At 62.4% G+C, this 17,426-nt stretch carries 18 protein-coding genes and 1 pseudogene; 7 read left to right on the top strand and 12 right to left on the bottom strand.

Features of this window, described 5'->3' with window-relative positions:
* Positions 1-47: 47 nt before the first annotated feature.
* The 5 genes from QUE41_RS00900 to QUE41_RS00880 are packed head-to-tail and all read right to left on the bottom strand — an operon-like array spanning position 48 to position 3,863.
* Positions 48-671, bottom strand: coding sequence for an SCO family protein (locus tag QUE41_RS00900; protein WP_286341145.1), 624 nt, complete (start codon positions 669-671; stop codon positions 48-50).
* Complete coding sequence (gene cyoE / locus QUE41_RS00895) at positions 668-1,573, bottom strand: heme o synthase (protein WP_286341144.1); 906 nt, start codon at positions 1,571-1,573, stop codon at positions 668-670. The genes QUE41_RS00900 and cyoE overlap by 4 nt, the downstream gene beginning before the upstream one ends.
* Positions 1,567-2,553: a COX15/CtaA family protein gene (locus tag QUE41_RS00890; protein WP_286341143.1), complete on the bottom strand. Its 987-nt coding sequence runs from the start codon at positions 2,551-2,553 to the stop codon at positions 1,567-1,569. The genes cyoE and QUE41_RS00890 overlap by 7 nt, the downstream gene beginning before the upstream one ends.
* Before the next feature lie 8 nt (positions 2,554-2,561).
* Positions 2,562-3,095: a redox-active disulfide-containing membrane protein gene (locus tag QUE41_RS00885; protein WP_286341142.1), complete on the bottom strand. Its 534-nt coding sequence runs from the start codon at positions 3,093-3,095 to the stop codon at positions 2,562-2,564.
* A gap of 48 nt (positions 3,096-3,143) precedes the next feature.
* Positions 3,144-3,863 (bottom strand): SURF1 family protein, encoded by a 720-nt coding sequence (locus QUE41_RS00880; RefSeq protein WP_286341141.1) that lies wholly within the window; start codon positions 3,861-3,863, stop codon positions 3,144-3,146.
* Between the two features lie 40 nt (positions 3,864-3,903).
* Between QUE41_RS00880 and QUE41_RS00875 the strand changes: the two genes are divergently transcribed.
* Entirely contained in the window at positions 3,904-4,119 is a 216-nt protein-coding gene (locus QUE41_RS00875) for a DUF2909 domain-containing protein (RefSeq protein ID WP_028109386.1), read from the top strand.
* A gap of 12 nt (positions 4,120-4,131) precedes the next feature.
* Here the strand turns inward: QUE41_RS00875 and QUE41_RS00870 are convergent, their stop codons facing one another.
* The 6 genes and pseudogenes from QUE41_RS00870 to lexA form a co-directional block, all read right to left on the bottom strand.
* A complete protein-coding gene (locus tag QUE41_RS00870) occupies positions 4,132-5,004 on the bottom strand; it encodes a cytochrome c oxidase subunit 3 (protein ID WP_035385268.1) in 873 nt (290 codons plus the stop codon).
* Between the two features lie 4 nt (positions 5,005-5,008).
* The gene (locus QUE41_RS00865) at positions 5,009-5,557 is read right to left on the bottom strand and encodes a cytochrome c oxidase assembly protein (protein ID WP_286341140.1); all 549 of its coding nucleotides are present in this window, start codon (positions 5,555-5,557) and stop codon (positions 5,009-5,011) included.
* Positions 5,557-7,170 (bottom strand): cytochrome c oxidase subunit I, encoded by a 1,614-nt coding sequence (gene ctaD, locus QUE41_RS00860; RefSeq protein WP_286341139.1) that lies wholly within the window; start codon positions 7,168-7,170, stop codon positions 5,557-5,559. The genes QUE41_RS00865 and ctaD overlap by 1 nt, the downstream gene beginning before the upstream one ends.
* Positions 7,171-7,195: 25 nt before the next feature.
* Positions 7,196-8,308, bottom strand: a pseudogene (gene coxB / locus QUE41_RS00855) (cytochrome c oxidase subunit II); the annotation flags it as partial.
* Between the two features lie 387 nt (positions 8,309-8,695).
* Entirely contained in the window at positions 8,696-9,145 is a 450-nt protein-coding gene (locus tag QUE41_RS00850) for a SulA-like leucine-rich domain-containing protein (protein WP_286341138.1), read from the bottom strand.
* Positions 9,145-9,765 (bottom strand): transcriptional repressor LexA, encoded by a 621-nt coding sequence (lexA, locus tag QUE41_RS00845; RefSeq protein ID WP_286341137.1) that lies wholly within the window; start codon positions 9,763-9,765, stop codon positions 9,145-9,147. Before lexA ends, QUE41_RS00850 begins: the two co-directional genes overlap by 1 nt.
* A 211-nt stretch (positions 9,766-9,976) precedes the next feature.
* Here lexA and plsB point away from each other — a divergent pair, with 211 nt between their 5' ends.
* The 4 genes from plsB to QUE41_RS00825 are packed head-to-tail and all read left to right on the top strand — an operon-like array spanning position 9,977 to position 15,284.
* A complete protein-coding gene (gene plsB / locus QUE41_RS00840) occupies positions 9,977-12,361 on the top strand; it encodes a glycerol-3-phosphate 1-O-acyltransferase PlsB (RefSeq protein WP_353506872.1) in 2,385 nt (794 codons plus the stop codon).
* A gap of 55 nt (positions 12,362-12,416) precedes the next feature.
* On the top strand, positions 12,417-13,652 hold the full coding sequence (locus QUE41_RS00835) for an aromatic amino acid transporter (RefSeq protein WP_286341136.1): 1,236 nt from the start codon (positions 12,417-12,419) through the stop codon (positions 13,650-13,652).
* A gap of 2 nt (positions 13,653-13,654) precedes the next feature.
* Positions 13,655-14,398: a tRNA-uridine aminocarboxypropyltransferase gene (locus tag QUE41_RS00830; protein ID WP_286341135.1), complete on the top strand. Its 744-nt coding sequence runs from the start codon at positions 13,655-13,657 to the stop codon at positions 14,396-14,398.
* A complete protein-coding gene (locus tag QUE41_RS00825; protein ID WP_286341134.1) occupies positions 14,382-15,284 on the top strand; it encodes a LysR family transcriptional regulator in 903 nt (300 codons plus the stop codon). Before QUE41_RS00830 ends, QUE41_RS00825 begins: the two co-directional genes overlap by 17 nt.
* Here the strand turns inward: QUE41_RS00825 and QUE41_RS00820 are convergent.
* Entirely contained in the window at positions 15,243-16,430 is a 1,188-nt protein-coding gene (locus QUE41_RS00820; RefSeq protein WP_286341133.1) for an adenosylhomocysteinase, read from the bottom strand. The two genes, QUE41_RS00825 and QUE41_RS00820, sit on opposite strands and share 42 nt — an antisense overlap.
* A 199-nt stretch (positions 16,431-16,629) precedes the next feature.
* Here QUE41_RS00820 and QUE41_RS00815 point away from each other — a divergent pair, with 199 nt between their 5' ends.
* Together QUE41_RS00815 and QUE41_RS00810 are read left to right on the top strand one after the other, a co-directional pair.
* Positions 16,630-16,908, top strand: coding sequence for a hypothetical protein (locus QUE41_RS00815; RefSeq protein WP_286341132.1), 279 nt, complete (start codon positions 16,630-16,632; stop codon positions 16,906-16,908).
* A 51-nt stretch (positions 16,909-16,959) separates the two neighbouring features.
* Positions 16,960-17,385, top strand: coding sequence for a DUF2057 family protein (locus QUE41_RS00810; RefSeq protein WP_286341131.1), 426 nt, complete (start codon positions 16,960-16,962; stop codon positions 17,383-17,385).
* The last annotated feature ends 41 nt before the right edge of the window (positions 17,386-17,426 follow it).

Genomic DNA, 17,426 nt, shown 5'->3' with positions numbered 1-17,426 from the left:
CTGAAGATTAAGTCAGTACATCACACTCCGGAGGATGGACTCAACCACTAGCCACCATAGGCGGCGATCTTGGGCAGATCGTCGCGGATGTGCCCCATGGAGACCAATCGGAGTTCACCGGGCTCCCCCTGGGGCCGGAACAGGGCTTCCAGCTCTCCCCTGGGATTGATCAGGGCGATGTCCGCGCTGTGGTCCACCGAGTAACCGTCCGCCCCGTCGCTCTCCACCATGGCGTACACCAGGCCCATGCTGCGGCTCAGGCCATACAGCTGATCGTGGGGACCGGTGATGCCGCGAAACTGCGGATTGAAGTAGGTCACGTACTGGTGCAGCCGCTCGGCGGAGTCCCGCTGAGGGTCCACCGACAGCAGCACCACCTGCAGCGGCACCGCCTTGGACAGCTCGTCATAGCTGGATGCCAGACGAGCCATGGTGCCCGGACAAACATCTGGGCAGGAGGTAAACCCCATAAACAGCAGGGTCCACTGCCCCTGGAGGCTGTCGTTGTTGAAGGGGCGCCCCATGTCATCGGTCAGCTCAAAAGAAGCCAGGGGTCTGGGTTCGGGAAGCCACAGGGCCGAGACCTGGGGCGGCTTGCTGCTCCACAGGGCCAGCATGGCTCCGGCAGCCAGTGCCACCAGGGCAATGGCCAGGGTCAATGCGCGACTCACAGTGCCACCCCCAGATAGTGATCCACCAGAATCAGCACAAACAGCGCCAGCAACTGCCAAATGGAGAGCAGGAACAGCTTGATGGCCGAATCCGGCTTAGGGGCAAACTTGAGCTGCCAGGCCCGGGCCAGGAACCACAGACTCAGGATGGTGGAGCCCGCCAGATAGAGGGCGCCGCTCATGCCCACCAGAACGGGCAACATGCAGGCGATCACCAGCAGGAAGCTATAGAGCAGTATGGAGGTCTTGGTGTACTCCACCCCATGGGTCACCGGCAGCATGGGGATGTCGGCCTTGGCGTACTCTTCCCGGCGGTGAATGGCCAGGGCCCAGAAGTGGGGCGGCGTCCAGGTAAAGATGATGATCACCAGCAGCAGGCCGTGGCCATGGAGGTCCCCGGTAACACTGGTCCAGCCCAGCAGCGGCGGCATGGCCCCCGCCAGCCCGCCTATGACGATATTCTGCGGCGTCGCCCGCTTGAGAAAGCCGGTGTACACCAGGGCATAGCCCACCAGGCTGGCCAGGGTCAGCCAGGCGGTCAACGGGTTGATGAAGCCGTAGAGGATCACAAACCCCAGGGTGCCGATCACCAGGGCAAACATCCCCCCCTGAAACGGCGAGACCCGGCCGGTGGCCACCGGCCGTTTGTGGGTCCGGGCCATCTTAAGATCGATCTGCCGATCCAGCAGGTGATTGACCGCCGCCGCCGCACCGGCCATCAAGCCGATGCCGCTCAGCCCCAGGATCAGCACCCTGGGGGAGACCATCCCGGGAGAAGCCAGAGCCATGCCCACCAGGGCAGTAACCAGCATCAACAGCACCACCTTGGGCTTGGTCATCTCTAGCAGATCCCGCCACGCCAGCCCCTGACGCCCCTTACTCCATCCAATCGCCTTCAGCATGGCGCCTCCTCCCCCACAGGGCTTGAACTGGGGGCCCGGGCCCGCAGCAGATAATTGGTACTGACCAGCAGCATCGCCAGCAGGGCGCCGCCACCGTTGTGCGCCACTGCCACTGCCAGGGGCAGTTGGAACAGCACATTGGCAAGACCCAGTCCAACCTGCAGCAGGGTCATCAGGGCGATAGCCAGCCCCAGAGGGCGCCACAGCGGGCGACGCATCAGCTGCCAGGCCAGATAGAACAGCAGGGCCGCGGTCACCACCGCCCACAGCCTGTGGGTCACATGAATGGTCATTCGCGCCGCGTAATCCAGGGTGCCGAACTCATAGCTTTCGGCCTGGGGCTGAATCAGGCGAAACGCAGAGGCAAAATCCAAATTCTGCCACCAGCTCCCTTCGCACACCGGCAGGGTGGTGCAGACCACCGCCGCGTAGTTGGCGGAGGTCCAGCCCCCCAGGGCGATCTGCATTACCAGCGCCACCAGCGCCAGGGCTGCGGGCACCGCCAGGGCGGGCAAGGCCGCCGGCAGATGGGGCCGACGCCGGAGCCACAGCAGAATCAGCAGGCAAAACAGCGTCAGGCCGCCAAGCAGGTGGCCCATCACCACCACAGGCATCAGGTTGAGGGTGACCGTCCACATCCCCAGAGCCCCCTGAAACAGCACCAGGGCCGCCAGGGCCAGGCCATGTCCCCGCTGATGTGTGCGCCAACATTTGACCGCAATCACCAGGATCATCAGGCCGAGCAGGGAGGCCACATAACGGTGGCCCATCTCGGCCCAGGCTTTGGCCACCTCCAGCGGCCTGTCCGGGTAGCGACTCAGGGCCAGATCCGCATTGGCCTGAGCCGCGGTGGGCGTCAGGAAACCGTAGCACCCGGGCCAGTCCGGGCACCCCAGACCGGCATCGGTGAGGCGGGTAAAGGCCCCCACCAAAATCACGGTAAAGGCGAGGAGAGCGGTGGCCAGTATCAATCGATTCATCCTGCCTCCTATCCGATGCGGGACAGCTTGAGCATCTTGCGCAGATCCGTCAGCAGCGCCTTGCCCTGGGCAATCTGCTGCTCCCGCCCCTCGGCGGGCTCATAGCCCATGACCCACTGCCCCATAGGGTCGACAATCACCAGGGGATAACGTTGGAGCCACTGGCTGATCTGCTCATTGGCTTTGGCAGTGGCGAACCCTCGTTCGCTGAGCAGACGGGTGGCCTCACTCTGGCCCTGTTGCAGATAGAGTACGGGCACCACCCGGGTCTTCTCCCGCCCCAGAGCCACATGGATCTGTTGCAATGCCGTCAGTCGGTCTTCACATTGGGCATCGCAGTGGGCAGGAACCAGGGTCAGCAGTTGCCACTGCCGCTCAGCCGGATTCGACTGAGCCATGGCCTGATAATCGAGGCTGTCCAGCAGGGTCCCCTTGTTGGTACTGCCTCCCTGATACCACCCCTGATTGAGCACCAGGTAGGCCGCCGCCACCGGAACCACAAAGGCGAGTAACAATAGAATCAATGGTGCTCGGGAGTTCATAGGCTCTCCTCTACTGGTCGCCCATCGTCGGTTGAGGGCGGATTAAGTTCAGGACTCAATGGAGTTGGGTGCCTGAACACGTGTTGTTGGGCGGCGCCACACCAGGGCCACCACCACCACCCAGGCCAAGGCTAGGCCGAACCACTGCATGGCATAGCCTTGATGCCGCTCCGGGGACAGGGTCACCGGCCGCCAGTGTCGCTCGAAACCCAGGTCTGCAGGTTGGTCCACAAACAGCAACCAGGGGTGCAGCGGGCGCTCCAGCCAGGCGGACAGCTCCTGAAAGTTCACCGCCTGAATTCGGGTCACCGCCCCGGGCTCCGGCAATAGCCGGTTCGCCAGGGGGTTGTGCCCCGGGCGATAGAGCCGCCCCTCCAATTGCAGCTGCTGGGCCACTTGTGGCAACTCAGGCAACACGGCCCTGTCTCGTCCTGATGGCACAAACCCCATGTCCAGCAGCAGCCAGGGTTCTCCCGGAACCACCTCCAGGGGCAGCAGCCATTGATAGCCCACCCGACCTGACAGGGTGCGGTTATCCAGCAGCAGACTGTGCTCGGTCCGGGGGACACCGCTGATGTTCAGCGGTCGCCCGGTCAGGGCAGGCTCGTCACTGAGCTGTTCCCAACGCAGCGCCACCCGGCCGTTCTGGACCATCTGAGCCAGCAGGTCCCGCTTCTCCTCCGCCCGCTGCAGTTGCCACCAGCCCAGCTTGACCAGTGCGCAAAATGTCAGCAAAGTAACCAGAGGAACAAGGACCTTCTTTATCATCCGCTTCCATCACTCGGGGCGGTTGCCACGGGACACTGCCATGGAACTCGCCATCAAACTGCTGATCGTCGCCCTGCTGCTGTTCATCATCTTCAACCTGGGCCGGGCCCTGGTGATGATGCTCAGGAGCAAGGACGCCCCTAAATCCATGAGCCACTTCCTGGGACGGCGGGTGGCTCTCTCCGCCTTTGTCATCATCCTGCTGATCCTGGCGATGATGGGAGGCTGGATCGCCCCCAACCCCCGCCCCTACTGATCTTCGCTGCGCTTACAGGATGTAGACAAACACAAACAGCATCAGCCACACCACGTCCACAAAGTGCCAGTACCAGCTGGTGGCCTGGAACCCAAAGTGGTTTTCCGGGGTGAAGTGGCCTTTGACCACCCGGAAGAACATCACCAGCAGCATGATGGTCCCCAGGGTCACGTGCAGTCCGTGGAACCCGGTCAGCAGGAAGAAGGTGTTGCCGTACACCCCTGAGCTCAGGGTCAGGTTCATCTCCTGGTAAGCGTGCACATACTCCTCCGCCTGCAGCACCAGAAACGCCAGCCCCAGCAATATGGTCCCCCCCAGCCACAGGGTGAGCGCCTTGCGCCGGTTCTGTTCCAGCCCCAGATGGGCAAAGTGCAGAGTAATGGAGGAGGTCAGCAGGATCAGGGTGTTGTACAGCGGCAGTCCCTGCCAGCCCATGGCTTGAGTGGTCTGCCCGGACGGGGTGGTCTCCAGGGGCCAGATCGCTTCAAACCCCGGCCAGAGCACCTCATTGGTCATGGCGTTGTTGCCCTCGCCCCCCAGCCAGGGCACCGCAATCATCCGGGCGTAAAACAGGGCGCCGAAGAAGGCGGCGAAGAACATCACCTCGGAGAAGATGAACCAGGACATCCCCTGCCGGAAGGAGCGGTCCATCTGCTTGGAGTAGAGGCCGGCCATGGACTCGTCAATCACGTTACGGAACCAGCCCACCACCATCACCACAATCACCGCAATCCCGGACAGCAGTACATAACCAAAGATGCCGGTGTCACCAGATTTCAGGCCCCCGACATAGTTGCCGGCCCCCAGGGCAATGAGAAACAGCCCCACTGCGCCCACGATGGGCCAGTAGCTCTGTTCAGGTACATAGTACTTTTCGTGCTTCATCGGATTACACTCCTTTGCCACGCTCTTGCACCTTGTCGGTGACGTTGTAGAGGGTGTATGACAGGGTCAGGGTCTGAATCTCCTCCGGCAGTGCCGGATCCAGATAGAACAGCAGCGGCATCTTGGTCTGTTCGCCCGCGCCCAGGGGCTGGTGATTGAAACAGAAGCACTCGATCTTGGAGAAATAGAGTGCCCCCTGGCCCGGGCTCACCGAAGGGATCGCCTGACCGATGATCGCGTCACCGGACAGGTTGCGCGCCAGGAAGGCCACCTGCTTGGTCTCCCCGGGGTGCACCTGAATGCGGTTGATCTCCGGCTCAAACTCCCAGGGCATGGCGCTGTGGACCGAGGTAACAAACTCCACGGTCACCAGGCGCTCCCGGTTGACTCCCGACACCTGGGCCGTGGCCGGGCCGCCGGTTTTGCCATTGATGCCGGTCACCTCACAGAACACGTCGTAGAGGGGCACCAGGGCAAAACCAAAGCCGAACATCCCCAGGGTGACCAGCAGCAGCCGGGTCACCAGGGCGCGGTTCGCGTCTCGGCCAGCCATCACTTCACCTCGGGCGGGGTATCGAAGGTGTGCAGCGGTGCCGGCGACGCCACACTCCACTCCAGGCCTTCGGCGCCGTCCCAGGGCTTGGCCGGGGCCTTGTCACCGCCACGAATGCACTTGATTACCAGGGCCAGGAAGATCAGCTGTGACAGGCCGAAGGCAAAGCCGCCGATGGAGACGATCTTGTTGATGTCGGCAAACTGCAGGGCGTAATCAGGAATCCGTCTCGGCATCCCCGCCAGCCCCAGGAAGTGCATGGGGAAGAACAGCAGATTGACCGAGATGATGGAGCACCAGAAGTGCCACTTGGCCAGGGTTTCACTGTACATATGGCCGGTCCACTTGGGCAGCCAGTAGTAGGCGGCGGCCATGATGGAGAACACCGCGCCGCTGACCAGCACATAGTGAAAGTGAGCCACCACGAAGTAGGTGTCGTGGTACTGAAAGTCCACCGGCGTAATCGCCAGCATCAGCCCAGACAGGCCGCCTATGGTAAACAGCACGATGAAGGCCAGGGCAAACATCATCGGCGCCTCAAAGCTGATGGCCCCTCGCCACATGGTGGCCACCCAGTTGAACACCTTCACCCCAGTGGGCACCGAGATCAGCATGGTGCAGTACATGAAGAACAGCTCCGCCGCCACCGGCATCCCTGTGGTAAACATGTGGTGTGCCCAAACGATGAAGGAGAGCAGGGCGATAGAGGCGGTGGCGTACACCATGGAGGCATAGCCAAACAGCCGTTTGCGGCTGAAGGCCGGCACAATGGCCGAGATTATGCCGAAGGCCGGCAGGATCATGATGTACACCTCGGGGTGACCGAAGAACCAGAAGATGTGCTGGAACAGCACAGGATCCCCCCCCCCGGCCGCGTCAAAGAAGCTGGTGCCGAAGTACTTGTCGGTGAGCACCATGGTCACCGCCCCCGCCAGCACCGGCATCACCGCGATCAGCAAAAAAGCGGTGATCAGCCAGGTCCAGACAAACAGGGGCATCTTCATGTAGGTCATCCCCGGTGCCCGCAGGTTGACTATGGTAACGATGACGTTGATTGCCCCCATGATGGAGCTGATCCCCATGATGTGCACCGAGAACACAAACAGGGCGGTGGAGTCGCCGCTGAAGGTGGTAGACAACGGTGCATAGAAGGTCCAGCCGAAGGCGGGACCGCCCCCCTCCATAAACAAGCTGCCCAGCAGCATGGCGAAGGCGAAAGGCAGGATCCAGAAGCTCCAGTTATTCAGCCTGGGCAGGGCCATGTCCGGCGCCCCAATCATCATGGGGATCATCCAGTTGGCCAGGCCGGTGAAGGCGGGCATCACGGCGCCAAACACCATCACCAGGCCGTGTACCGTGGTCATCTGGTTAAAGAAGTTGGGTTCCACCAGCTGCAAGCCGGGCTGAAACAACTCCGCCCGGATCACCATGGCCATGGCCCCGCCCACCAGGAACATGGTGAAGCTGAACCACAGATAGAGGGTACCGATCTCCTTGTGATTGGTGGTCAGCAACCAGCGCTTCAATCCCCGACGGGGGGCATGATGGTGCTCCTGTTCAGGGGTCTCGATGTGGCCGACGTCGGCCTGATTCTCTCGCGTTGCTAAAGTCATTGGCCTGCCCTCACTGTCCCTTGGAGGCAGCCACATCCGCCGCCTGAATCACGTCGCCTACGTTGTTGCCCCAGGCGTTTCTCTCATAGGTCACCACCGCCGCCAGCTCCTTATTGGTCAGCTGAGCCGCGAACGCCTGCATGGCGGTGCCCGGTTTTCCGTGCACCACGATGTCGATATGGGGTTTGGGATCGCCCAGGGCGATGGGGCTGTCCTTCAGTGCCGGGAACACCCCCTGGAGTCCGGCACCATTAGGCATGTGGCAGGCAGCGCAGCGGGAGAGATAGACCTGCTCCCCCAGGACCATGGACTCCTCCATAGTCAGGGTCTCGGTCAGGGCCGCGGTCTCCGCCTGGGCCGCCGCCGCCGCCGAGTCCTGCTGCTCCGCCAGCCAGATGTCGAACTCCGCTTCGGGCAACACCTCCACCACCACAGGCATGAAGCCGTGGTCCTTGCCACAGAGTTCGGCACACTGACCTCGGTAGGTGCCAGGCTTATCCACCTTGGTCCAGGCCTCGTTGATGAAACCCGGGTTGGCGTCTTTTTTCACCGCGAAGGCGGGCACCCACCAGGAGTGAATCACATCGTCGGAGGTCATCAGGAAGCGTACCTTGCGATTGGCAGGAATCACCAGGGGCTTGTCCACCTCCAGCAGGTAGTTTTCCCCCTTGGCTTCGGCGTTCTTAATCTGCTCCTGAGGGGTGGACATCAGGCTGAAGAACTCCACGCCCTTGTCGAAGTACTTGTAGTGCCACTTCCATTGGGAACCGGTCACCTGGATGGTGAGATCCGACGCACTGGGGTCCTCCATGGCCACCAGGGTCTTGGTGGCCGGGACCGCCATGACGATCAGGATGATGAAAGGGATCACCGTCCACAGCACCTCAACCTTGGTGCTTTCATGGAAATTGGCAGGCACTGCCCCCTTGGACTTGCGGTGTCGGATCAGCGAGTAAAGCATGATGCCGAACACCACCGCCGCAATGGCACAGCAGATGTAGAAGATGGTCATATGCAGGCCGTAGACCTGCTCGCTGATGGCGGTCACCCCGGGGGTCAGGTTGTAGTCTGATTCCGTGGCCAGCGCCAGGGTTGGCATCAGCACCAGGCCGATCACCAACGAAAAGTAACGTCTCACAAATACTGCTCCTCTGTGTATTGCAACCTGCAATATCCAGAAGAGAGCCAGCACAGTAATTCACAGCCCTATGAAGCTCCCCTCCCCCTCAATAGGTTTGGGCATACCGCGGAACCGCTTAATCCGGAGTCACTCCGCCGCACACGATTCTGCGATCGTGTCTTTTCCTAACCTAATGAGACAAACTCATTTGATCAAGATCAAGAATAGCACTCAATGAAACAATGGAAGGGCAAAACAGAGGAAATACCTTATATGCCGGCCAAGTCGGAATATAAGTCTAAGCAGATGAAAGAATGAGCGAATTATCGCAGGAAGGGGGCGAATTAGATTCAAAAATCGGGATTGGGGCTAATTACAGCCTAAAGCCCCCCTTTTTCCCGAAAATCAGTGGATCCAGTTGCTGACCAGGGCAGGAGTCATGGGATGGTGTTGAGGCTGGAACAGATAGCCACAGCAATCGGCCCGGCGACTGGCCAGCTCCAGGCGTCGCCAGTCACGGGCGGCGATGGTGGGCAACCAGGCCAGCACCGCAGAACAGGTGCGGCCGCTCAGGGCCTGCTCCACGGCCCACTGCCCCTCCACCTCGTCCTGGCAGCGCACCAGCAAAATGCGATCCATGGCCACACCGGCCTCCTTCAGGATCCGCTTCCAGCCGAAGGCGGGCGGATTGACCAGCACCAGCCAGCGCTCTTTGCGGCTCAGTTCAGCCAGTTCCGGCGCGAGCCGGGTCAAGGTCTCGATGCCATCCTCCAGCTTGTTCAGGCTGGCACCATGATTCCAACTTCCCTGCCACAGGCCAGGGTGGCGGTATTGTGTTGCCTGGCGGCTTTTCATCAGTGCAATCCTCCATTTCGAATCACCCCCACTGCCAGCCCCTCGATGCACATGTACTCCTGCTCCAGGTCGACCACTATGGGTTGATACTCTTGGTTTTCTGCGTGCAGATAGACGACGTTACCCTTACGTTCGAAGCGTTTTACCGTCACATCCTCTCCAACTCTGGCCACCACCACCTGGCCATTGCGGGCGTCCTTCTGGCTGTGTACCGCCAGCAGGTCACCATCCATGATGCCGATGTCCACCATGGAGTCGCCGCGCACCCTCAGCAGGAAGTCGGCGCTGGGATGGAACATGGCCGGATCCATCTGGCAGTGCTGCTCGATATGCTGTTGAGCCAGGATCGGCTCACCGGCGGCCACCTGACCGATCAGGGGCAGACCCAGCTGCTCCGGCTCAGGGCCGCTGTCCAGCAGGCGGATGCCCCGGGAGGTGCCGGGCACAATCTCAATCACCTGTTTGCGGGCCAGGGCCTTGAGGTGCTCCTCGGCGGCATTGGCACTGCGGAACCCCAAGCGTTTGGCGATCTCGGCCCGGGTGGGGGGCATGCCGGTCTCCTGCATGTGACTGCGGATAAGCTCCAGCACCTGGCTCTGTCTTGGGGTTAACGGCTTCATAGTTCTACCTGTTTATCTATACAGTACCACTGTGAGTATATACAGGTAGGCGATTAATTCAACAGTTATTTGCAGGCAGGAGTTCCGGAACAGTTTGAGACAACTGAATATCTGAGCCACTGCCGTACCGAGCGCTTTCGGTGTAGAATCTACGTCAATTGAAGAACAAGAAGCGAACTCAACGGTGACTCAAGACTACCTTTCACCCTGGATGCAGGGTGCACGCTGGCTGCAGAAGCCGGTAGTGACCACCCGCCTGGTGCCCGAGGACCCCATCTCTGAGCTGGATATCGATCCCAAGCGGCCCCTGGTGTACGTGATGGCCCACGAATCCCACTCTGATCTGCTGGCCCTGCATGAGGCCTGTCTGAACAGCGGCCTGCCCAGTCCCCTTGAGCCCCTGGAGGTCAAGGGAGAGAAGGTGAGCCGGGTGGTGTGGCTCAACGGCGCCACCCCCCTGTTTGGCACGCGCAAGAAAGCGGACTTTATGGCCCGCTTCGAAAAGCTGCTGGGCCTGCACCGCACCTATGATGACCTGGACGCCCAGGTGGTGCCGGTGTCTCTGTTCTGGGGCCGGGACCCAGGCAAGGAGGAGAGTGTCTCCGCCACCCTGCTGAACCGGGAGCACCCCACCTGGTTGCGCAAATTCTTTATCCTGATGATGCTGGGCCGGGATAGCTTCATCCGCTTCTCCCGTCCCGTGTCACTGCGTTACATGGCCGACAACCACGGCACCGACGAGGGGATTGCCCAGAAGCTGGCCCGGGTTGCCCGGGTGCATTTCGGTCGTCAGCGCACCGTGGCCACCGGCCCGCGTCTGCCGGATCGCCAGGCCCTGTTTGCCAGCCTGCTGGCCTCAAAGGGACTGCAGCAAGCGGTCGCCGACGAGGCCAAGAGCAAGGGGATCAGCGAAGAGAAAGCCCGGGAGAAGGCCACCGAATACCTGGAGGAGATCGCCGCCGACTACTCCAGCAACCTGATTCGCATCGGTGAGCGCATCCTTTCCTGGCTGTGGAACAAGATCTACAACGGCATCAATGTTCGCGGTGCCGAGCAGGTGCGTCAGCTGTCCCAGGATGGTCACGAGATCGTGTTCGTGCCCTGCCACCGCAGCCACATGGATTACCTGCTGCTCTCCTACATCATCTACCAACAGGGGATGGTGCCACCGCACATCGCTGCCGGAGTGAACCTGAACTTCTGGCCTGCCGGTCCCATCTTCCGCCAGGGCGGTGCCTTCTTCATCCGCCGCTCCTTCCGCGGTAACAAGTTGTACGCCGACGTCTTCCGCGAGTACCTGCACCAGCTGTTCGCCCGGGGCTACTCCATCGAGTACTTCTGCGAAGGGGGCCGCTCCCGTACCGGTCGCCTGCTGCCGCCCAAGACCGGGATGATCGCCATGACCATCCAGACGGTGCTGCGCGGCATCGAGCGTCCGGTGACCCTGGTGCCCATCTACCTGGGCTATGACCATGTGATGGAGGTATCCACCTATCACAAGGAGCTGAAGGGTAAGAAGAAGGAGAAAGAGGGACTGGGCCAGGTGCTGTCCGCCATCAAGAAGCTGCGCAACTATGGTGAAGGCTACGTCAACTTTGGCCAGCCCATCACCGTGCATCAGTTCCTCAACGACAAGGTGCCCAACTGGCGCGAGGATACTCAGGACGATCCTGAGCAGCGTCAGCCCTGGCTGACCCCGGCGGTGAACGAGCTGGCCAATCAGCTGATGTGCAACATCAACGATGCCGCCGCCGTCAGTTCAGTGACCCTGACCGCCACCACCCTGCTGGCCACCCCGCAGCACGCCTTGCCACGGGCCACCCTGGAGCAGCAGCTGGATTTCTACCTGAAACTGCTGCAGGCGGTGCCCTACACCCCCTACACCACCCTGACCGAAGGGGATGGCAAGCAGGTGCTGCAAACCGTGCTGGACCTGGAGAAGTTCCAGCTGAGTCAGGATGACCTGGGTGAGATCGTCAGCATCGCCGACCACCAGGCGGTCACCATGACCTACTACCGCAACAACATCCTGCACCTGATGATCCTGCCCAGCCTGCTGGCCTCGCTGGTGGTCAAGAGCGCCAAGCCCAGCCGCAAGCAGCTGATCGAAGACGCCCACAAGCTCTACCCGCTGCTGCAGGCTGAGCTGTTTATGGGTCTGGACGGCGAGCTGGATGAGTATCTGCACGCCCTGATCAACGAACTGCTCAACCATGGTCACCTGCTTGAGGACGACCATGGCCAGCTGACCATAGTGGAGAGCCGGCGCAACAGCCTGATGCAACTGGCGGCCATCTGTCAGGAGACCCTGCAGCGCTACGCCATCCTGCTTGCCAGGCTGCAGGCCGAGCCCCACATCGAGCGGGGCTCCCTGGAGAAGGAAGCCACCAAGCTGGCGGAGCGTCTGTGCAAGCTCCACGGCACCAGTGCGCCTGAGTTCTTCGACAAGAAGGTGTTCAACACCCTGACCCTGAGACTGAAGGAGATGGGCTGCATCGGCGACACGCCGGACACCGACCTGATCAAGGAGCTGGCCCAGTTGGTGCTGACCCAGCTGCCGGTCAGCATGCGCGCCTCCATCAGCCAGGCGGGCTAGTCGCCACTATGTTATCCAAGGGCCCTGCGGGGCCCTTTTTGAGTTTGGAATCCCAATGACACACCGCTCCTCCCCCGGCCTTCTCGGCGGGGCCATGATCATCGCCGCCACCACAGTGGGTGCCGGCATGTTTTCCCTACCGGTCACCGGCGCCGGCATGTGGTACGGCTACAGCCTGCTGATGCTGGCCTTCGCTTGGCTGTGCATGCTGCTCTCCGGCCTGTTCGTGCTGGAAACCAACCTGCACTTCCCGGTGGGCGCCAGTTTTGACTCCATGGTGGGTGAGACCCTGGGCCGCCCCTGGCGGGTGGCCAACGGCATCTCCATCGCCTTCGTGCTCTACATCCTGACCTACGCCTACATCAGCGGTGGCAGTTCCATCGTCAGCCACGGCCTCTCCGCCACCCTGGGGCTGGAGCTCGGCGCCAAACCGGCCGCCCTGTGCTTCGCCGGAGTTCTGGCAGTCATCGTCTGGCTGGGAGCTGCGGCGGTGGATCGCCTCAGCACCATCATGATCGGCGCCATGCTGCTCACCTTCGCCGCCTCCACCCTGGATCTGGCCCCGGGCATTGAAGCCACCAAGCTGTTCCCCGCCCAGGAGGAGGGCAAAAGCTACGCCATTTTCGGCCTGGCGGCCCTGCCCTTCATGCTGGCCTCCTTCGGCTACCACGGCAATGTCCCCAGCCTGGTGAAGTACTACGGCAAACAGCCCAAGCGCATCGCCCTGGCCCTGTTGCTGGGCACCGGTCTGGCGTTCACCATCTACCTGCTGTGGCTGACCCTGACCTTTGGCAACCTCAGCCAGCAACAGATGCTGCCGGTGATCCAGGCCGGGGGCAACATGGGGGATCTGGTGGCCGCCCTGGAGCACAACGACGGCGGCAGCCTGGGCACCATGCTCTCACTGTTCGCCAACCTGGCGGTGGCCAGCTCCTTCCTGGGCGTAACCCTGGGCCTGTTTGACTTTATCGCCGACCTGTTTGGCTTCGACAACTCGGTCTCGGGGCGCAGCAAAACCGCCGCCATCACCTTCCTGCCGCCACTGTTACTGGCCCTGGCCTGGCCCCACGGCTTTATCTACGCCATCGGCTTTGCCGGCCTGGCCGCCACCCTGTGGGCCGCCATCGTACCGGCGCTGATGGCCCGGGCGGTGCGCCGCACTCATCCCGCGAGTGACTACCGTGCCCCGGGCGGTCAGGGGGCCATCTGGCTGGTGGTGGCCTTCGGCCTGACGGTGGCCCTGTGTGAGATTGCCGGTAAACTGAAACTATTGCCGGTATTCGGACAGTGACGATGGAGAACGCGGTACTCACCTTGCGGGCCAGGCTGGTGGCCGAGTCCAGTAGGCCCTATCAGTCCAGGGGCGCCACCATAGTGCGCTGCCCCCGCTGCCAGATCGCCCAGACCCACTGCGTCTGCGACTACCGTCAGCCTCAGCAGGTGAATCCGGCGTTCTGCCTGATCATGCACCGCAAGGAACCAATGAAGCCCACCAACACCGGCCGCCTCATCGCCGAGATCCTGCCGGACACCGCCGCCTTCGTCTGGGACCGCACCGAACCGGATCCCCGGCTGCTGGACTACCTGGCCGACCCCGGCTGGCAGCCCTACCTGGTGTTTCCCGATGCCTATGTGGAGGATCAGCCTGTGGTGGAGGCCCCGCGGCCCTGCCCATCGGGCAAGCGGCCACTGTTTGTCCTGCTGGACGCCACCTGGGCCCAGGCACGCAAGATCTACTTCAAGAGCCCCTACCTGAGGCAGATGCCGGTGCTTAGCATCAATCCGGAGCATCTAAGCAACTACAAACTCAGGGAAGCGGTGCACGATCACCAGCTGGCCACCGCCGAGGTGGCCGCCATGGTGCTGGAGCTGGCGGGGGAAGCCCATGCCGCCGAGGTGATGGACGCCTTCTTCCAGATGTTCTCCAGCCACTACTACGCCGGCAAGCACCAGCTGCCAGTGCCCACCGAGGGCGAAGCATTTGATCGTCTGGCCGCCTGCCAACAGAGGGAGCAACAGGATGCGACACCGCTTTGATCAATGGCTCACCTTTCGCACCGTAGCGGAACGGGGCAGCTTTGCCGCAGCCGCCGAGGCGCTGGATCTGTCCCGCGCCCTGATCTCGGGTCATGTGCGCCAGCTGGAGGAGCACTACGGCGTCCGCCTGCTGCATCGCACCACCCGACGCCTGTCTCTCACCGATGAGGGACGACAGCTGCTGGAGCGGATCTCTCCGCTGCTGGATGAGGCGGAGCGAGCCGATCAGCAGATGGCCGACCAGGCGGCGGAGATTCGGGGCACTCTGAGAGTTCAGGTGCCGGCGGTGCTGGACGCCGAACCCCTGCACCACTGCCTGGCGCAGATGCTGCTGCAGCACCCCGGCGTCAAGCTGGAGGTGCTGATCGGGGAGTCGGTGGAGGATCTGGTGGGCCGTGGCATCGACCTGGCGCTGCAGATTGGTCGCCTGGAGGACAGCTCCATGGTGTGCCGCCCCCTGTGCCAGCTGGACACCAAGCTGGTGGCCAGTCCGGACTACTGGCGCCAGGCCGGGGTCCCCACCACCATAGAGCAGCTGGCCGGCCACCGCTGCATCCACTATCGCCACTGCCTCACCGGCCGCCACTGGGACTTTATCGATGAGTCCGGCCAGCCGGTGCTGGTCAAGCCCCAGTTCGTGGTGGAGACCGACAGCGAAACCATGGCATTGCGCCTGGCCCGCAGCGGCGTCGGCATCACCACCGCCCTGGAGTTTCTCTGTCGCAGCGAGCTGAAGCAGGGCACCCTGCAGGCGCAGATGGATCAGTGGCTGCACCCGGTGCCCCTGTCGGTGGTCTACCCCGCCCGGGAGAACAAGCCCCCCAGGCTGGAGCGACTGCTGGAGTTACTGAGGCGCACCTTTGCGGATCCAGTGATCCACCGCTAGCCTGGCCACCTGCATCTCGATGGGCCGGGGCACCGGCTGCGGCTCATTGGGATACTCCTGGCCACGACGGGCCACCGCCGCCAGGCTCAGGGCCTGCATCGCCAACCCGAGATCCATGATCTCCACCGGGTTGCCATCCCCGGCGGCCAGGTTCACCAGGTTGCCGCCACTGAGCAGATACAGGGTCTTGCCCTTGTAGCGAAACGCCTCCACCTGTTCGCGGATGCGGCTAACCTTGTCCGATGCAGCCCGCAGATAATCCAGCTCCATCTCCCGGGCAAAGTGACCCGCATTGGCCAGGATCGCCCCGTGGGGAATCAGGCCGAAGTGCTCCCGGGTCAGTACCCCGTCACAGCCGGTGACCGTCACCACCAGCTCCGCCTGAGCCAGGGCCGGCTCCAGGTCCTCCGTGGGGAATCCCTCCATGTGGGCCTCGAGACGAATCAGAGGATCCTGCTCCACCACGGTGACATGCGCCCCCATGCCCCGCAGGCGCATGGCCACACCGCTGCCACAGTAGCCATAGCCGATCACCACCGCCCGTTTGCCATGCAGCATCACGTTGGTGGCGCGCATGATGCCATCCACCACAGAACTGCCGACGCCATAGCGATTCTCGACGATGCGCTTGGCCTGGGTGTCGTTGATCACCAGGGTGGGAAAGCCCTGTTCCGGCGCCAACTGGCGCAGCCGGATCGCCCCTGTGGTGGTCTCCTCGGTGGCCCCAAGAATGCCGCCGCGCAGAGGCGCAAACTCCGCTTCGGTGAACAGCAGGCTGTGCAGGTCGGCGCCATTGTCCGACAGAATCTGCGGCTCGGCCCGCAGCACCTGACGGCACTGCTCGATGTGGTCCTCGAAACTCTCGTTCCTGTGCCCCAGCACCTGCACGCCATAGTCGTGGCGGATCGCCTCGGCGGTGTCATCCTGGGTGGTGCCGGGACTGCCGGTGATCACCACCCGGGCGCCCCCCTGGGTGAGGGTTTCCAACCAGACCCCGGTCTTGGCCTCCACGTGCAAGCAGATCCCCAGGGTCAGTCCCTCGAAGGGGCGGGTGCGGGCAAACTCCTCCCCCAGGGCCCGGACTATGGGCATATGGGCCCGGGCCCATTTGATGCGGTTGCGGCCAGATTCCAGTAACTCGGTCATGGTGTGTCTCCTTAGCGATTAGGTCGCCGCCATTGTGGGCGGCACCGGCAAGGGGAAAAACCAAGCTGAGTGAATGGAGTGTTCAGTCAAACTGGCAGCTGATCACTCAAGGTATTGACCCTCCTGCGGCGGGAGGCTTTACCCTGGCCATATGATTAGGAACACTTCCCGAAAACCTGGGTTGTGGTTCGTCCTGCTGTTGACACTCCTGACCATCAGCCTGACGCAACCCACCCTGGGCCAGCCCGCTCACAGGATGCCCGCCGACATGGTGGTCAACTGCGAGTTGGCGACGCATCATGCCGACCTGTCACTGTGCCAGCAGTGTCAAACGGGATGTGTGTGGGTGGCCGCGGCGACTCTGCTGCCTGTGGAGATCCCGCAGCCTCCCGTACCGGGAAGTGTTCCACTCCCCTTTGAGATGCCGGCAAACTACCCGACCCCTTACCCGGAACCCCTGCGTCCTCCCATCTCCTGACGGTTCGTACCCCTATTCCACTCAATTGACGAATCTTCTGGAGATAACCTTATGAAAACCCTGATTTCCGCTGCACTGATAAGCCTGCTGCCCGTCCTGGCCAATGCCGCCACCCTGGAACTGCCCTCCTCCATCTGGGCCAACAAGGTGAATGGCGAAGCGGTGCCCAGCTACCGCAGCGCCTTGCCACTCAAGGCCGGGCTGCAGATCCTCGAGCTGCGCTATGCCGAGCTGTTGCAACTCAATGCGGAGGACCATGAATACGTGAGTTCCGAGCCCCTTTACCTCAGCTTCGAGGCCCAGGACCATCAGAGCTACCGGCTCCAGCTGCCTCAGCTGCGCAGCGATGCGGAGGTACGCGAATTCGCCCGACAGCCCGAAGTCAGCCTGCGCAGTGACGCCGGGCCGGTGGAGAGCCGGCTGCTGACTCAGAGCCAATTGCTGGCCCTGATGGCCAGAGCCAGCGTCAATTTCTGACCAACCTTGGCGGCTTCGGCCGCCTTTTTTTTGTCTGGTCG

The organism is Ferrimonas sp. YFM, assembly GCF_030296015.1.
GTDB lineage: Bacteria > Pseudomonadota > Gammaproteobacteria > Enterobacterales > Shewanellaceae > Ferrimonas.
Note: the sequence above shows the minus strand (reverse complement) of the source record. Positions and strands in the feature narration are given on the sequence as shown.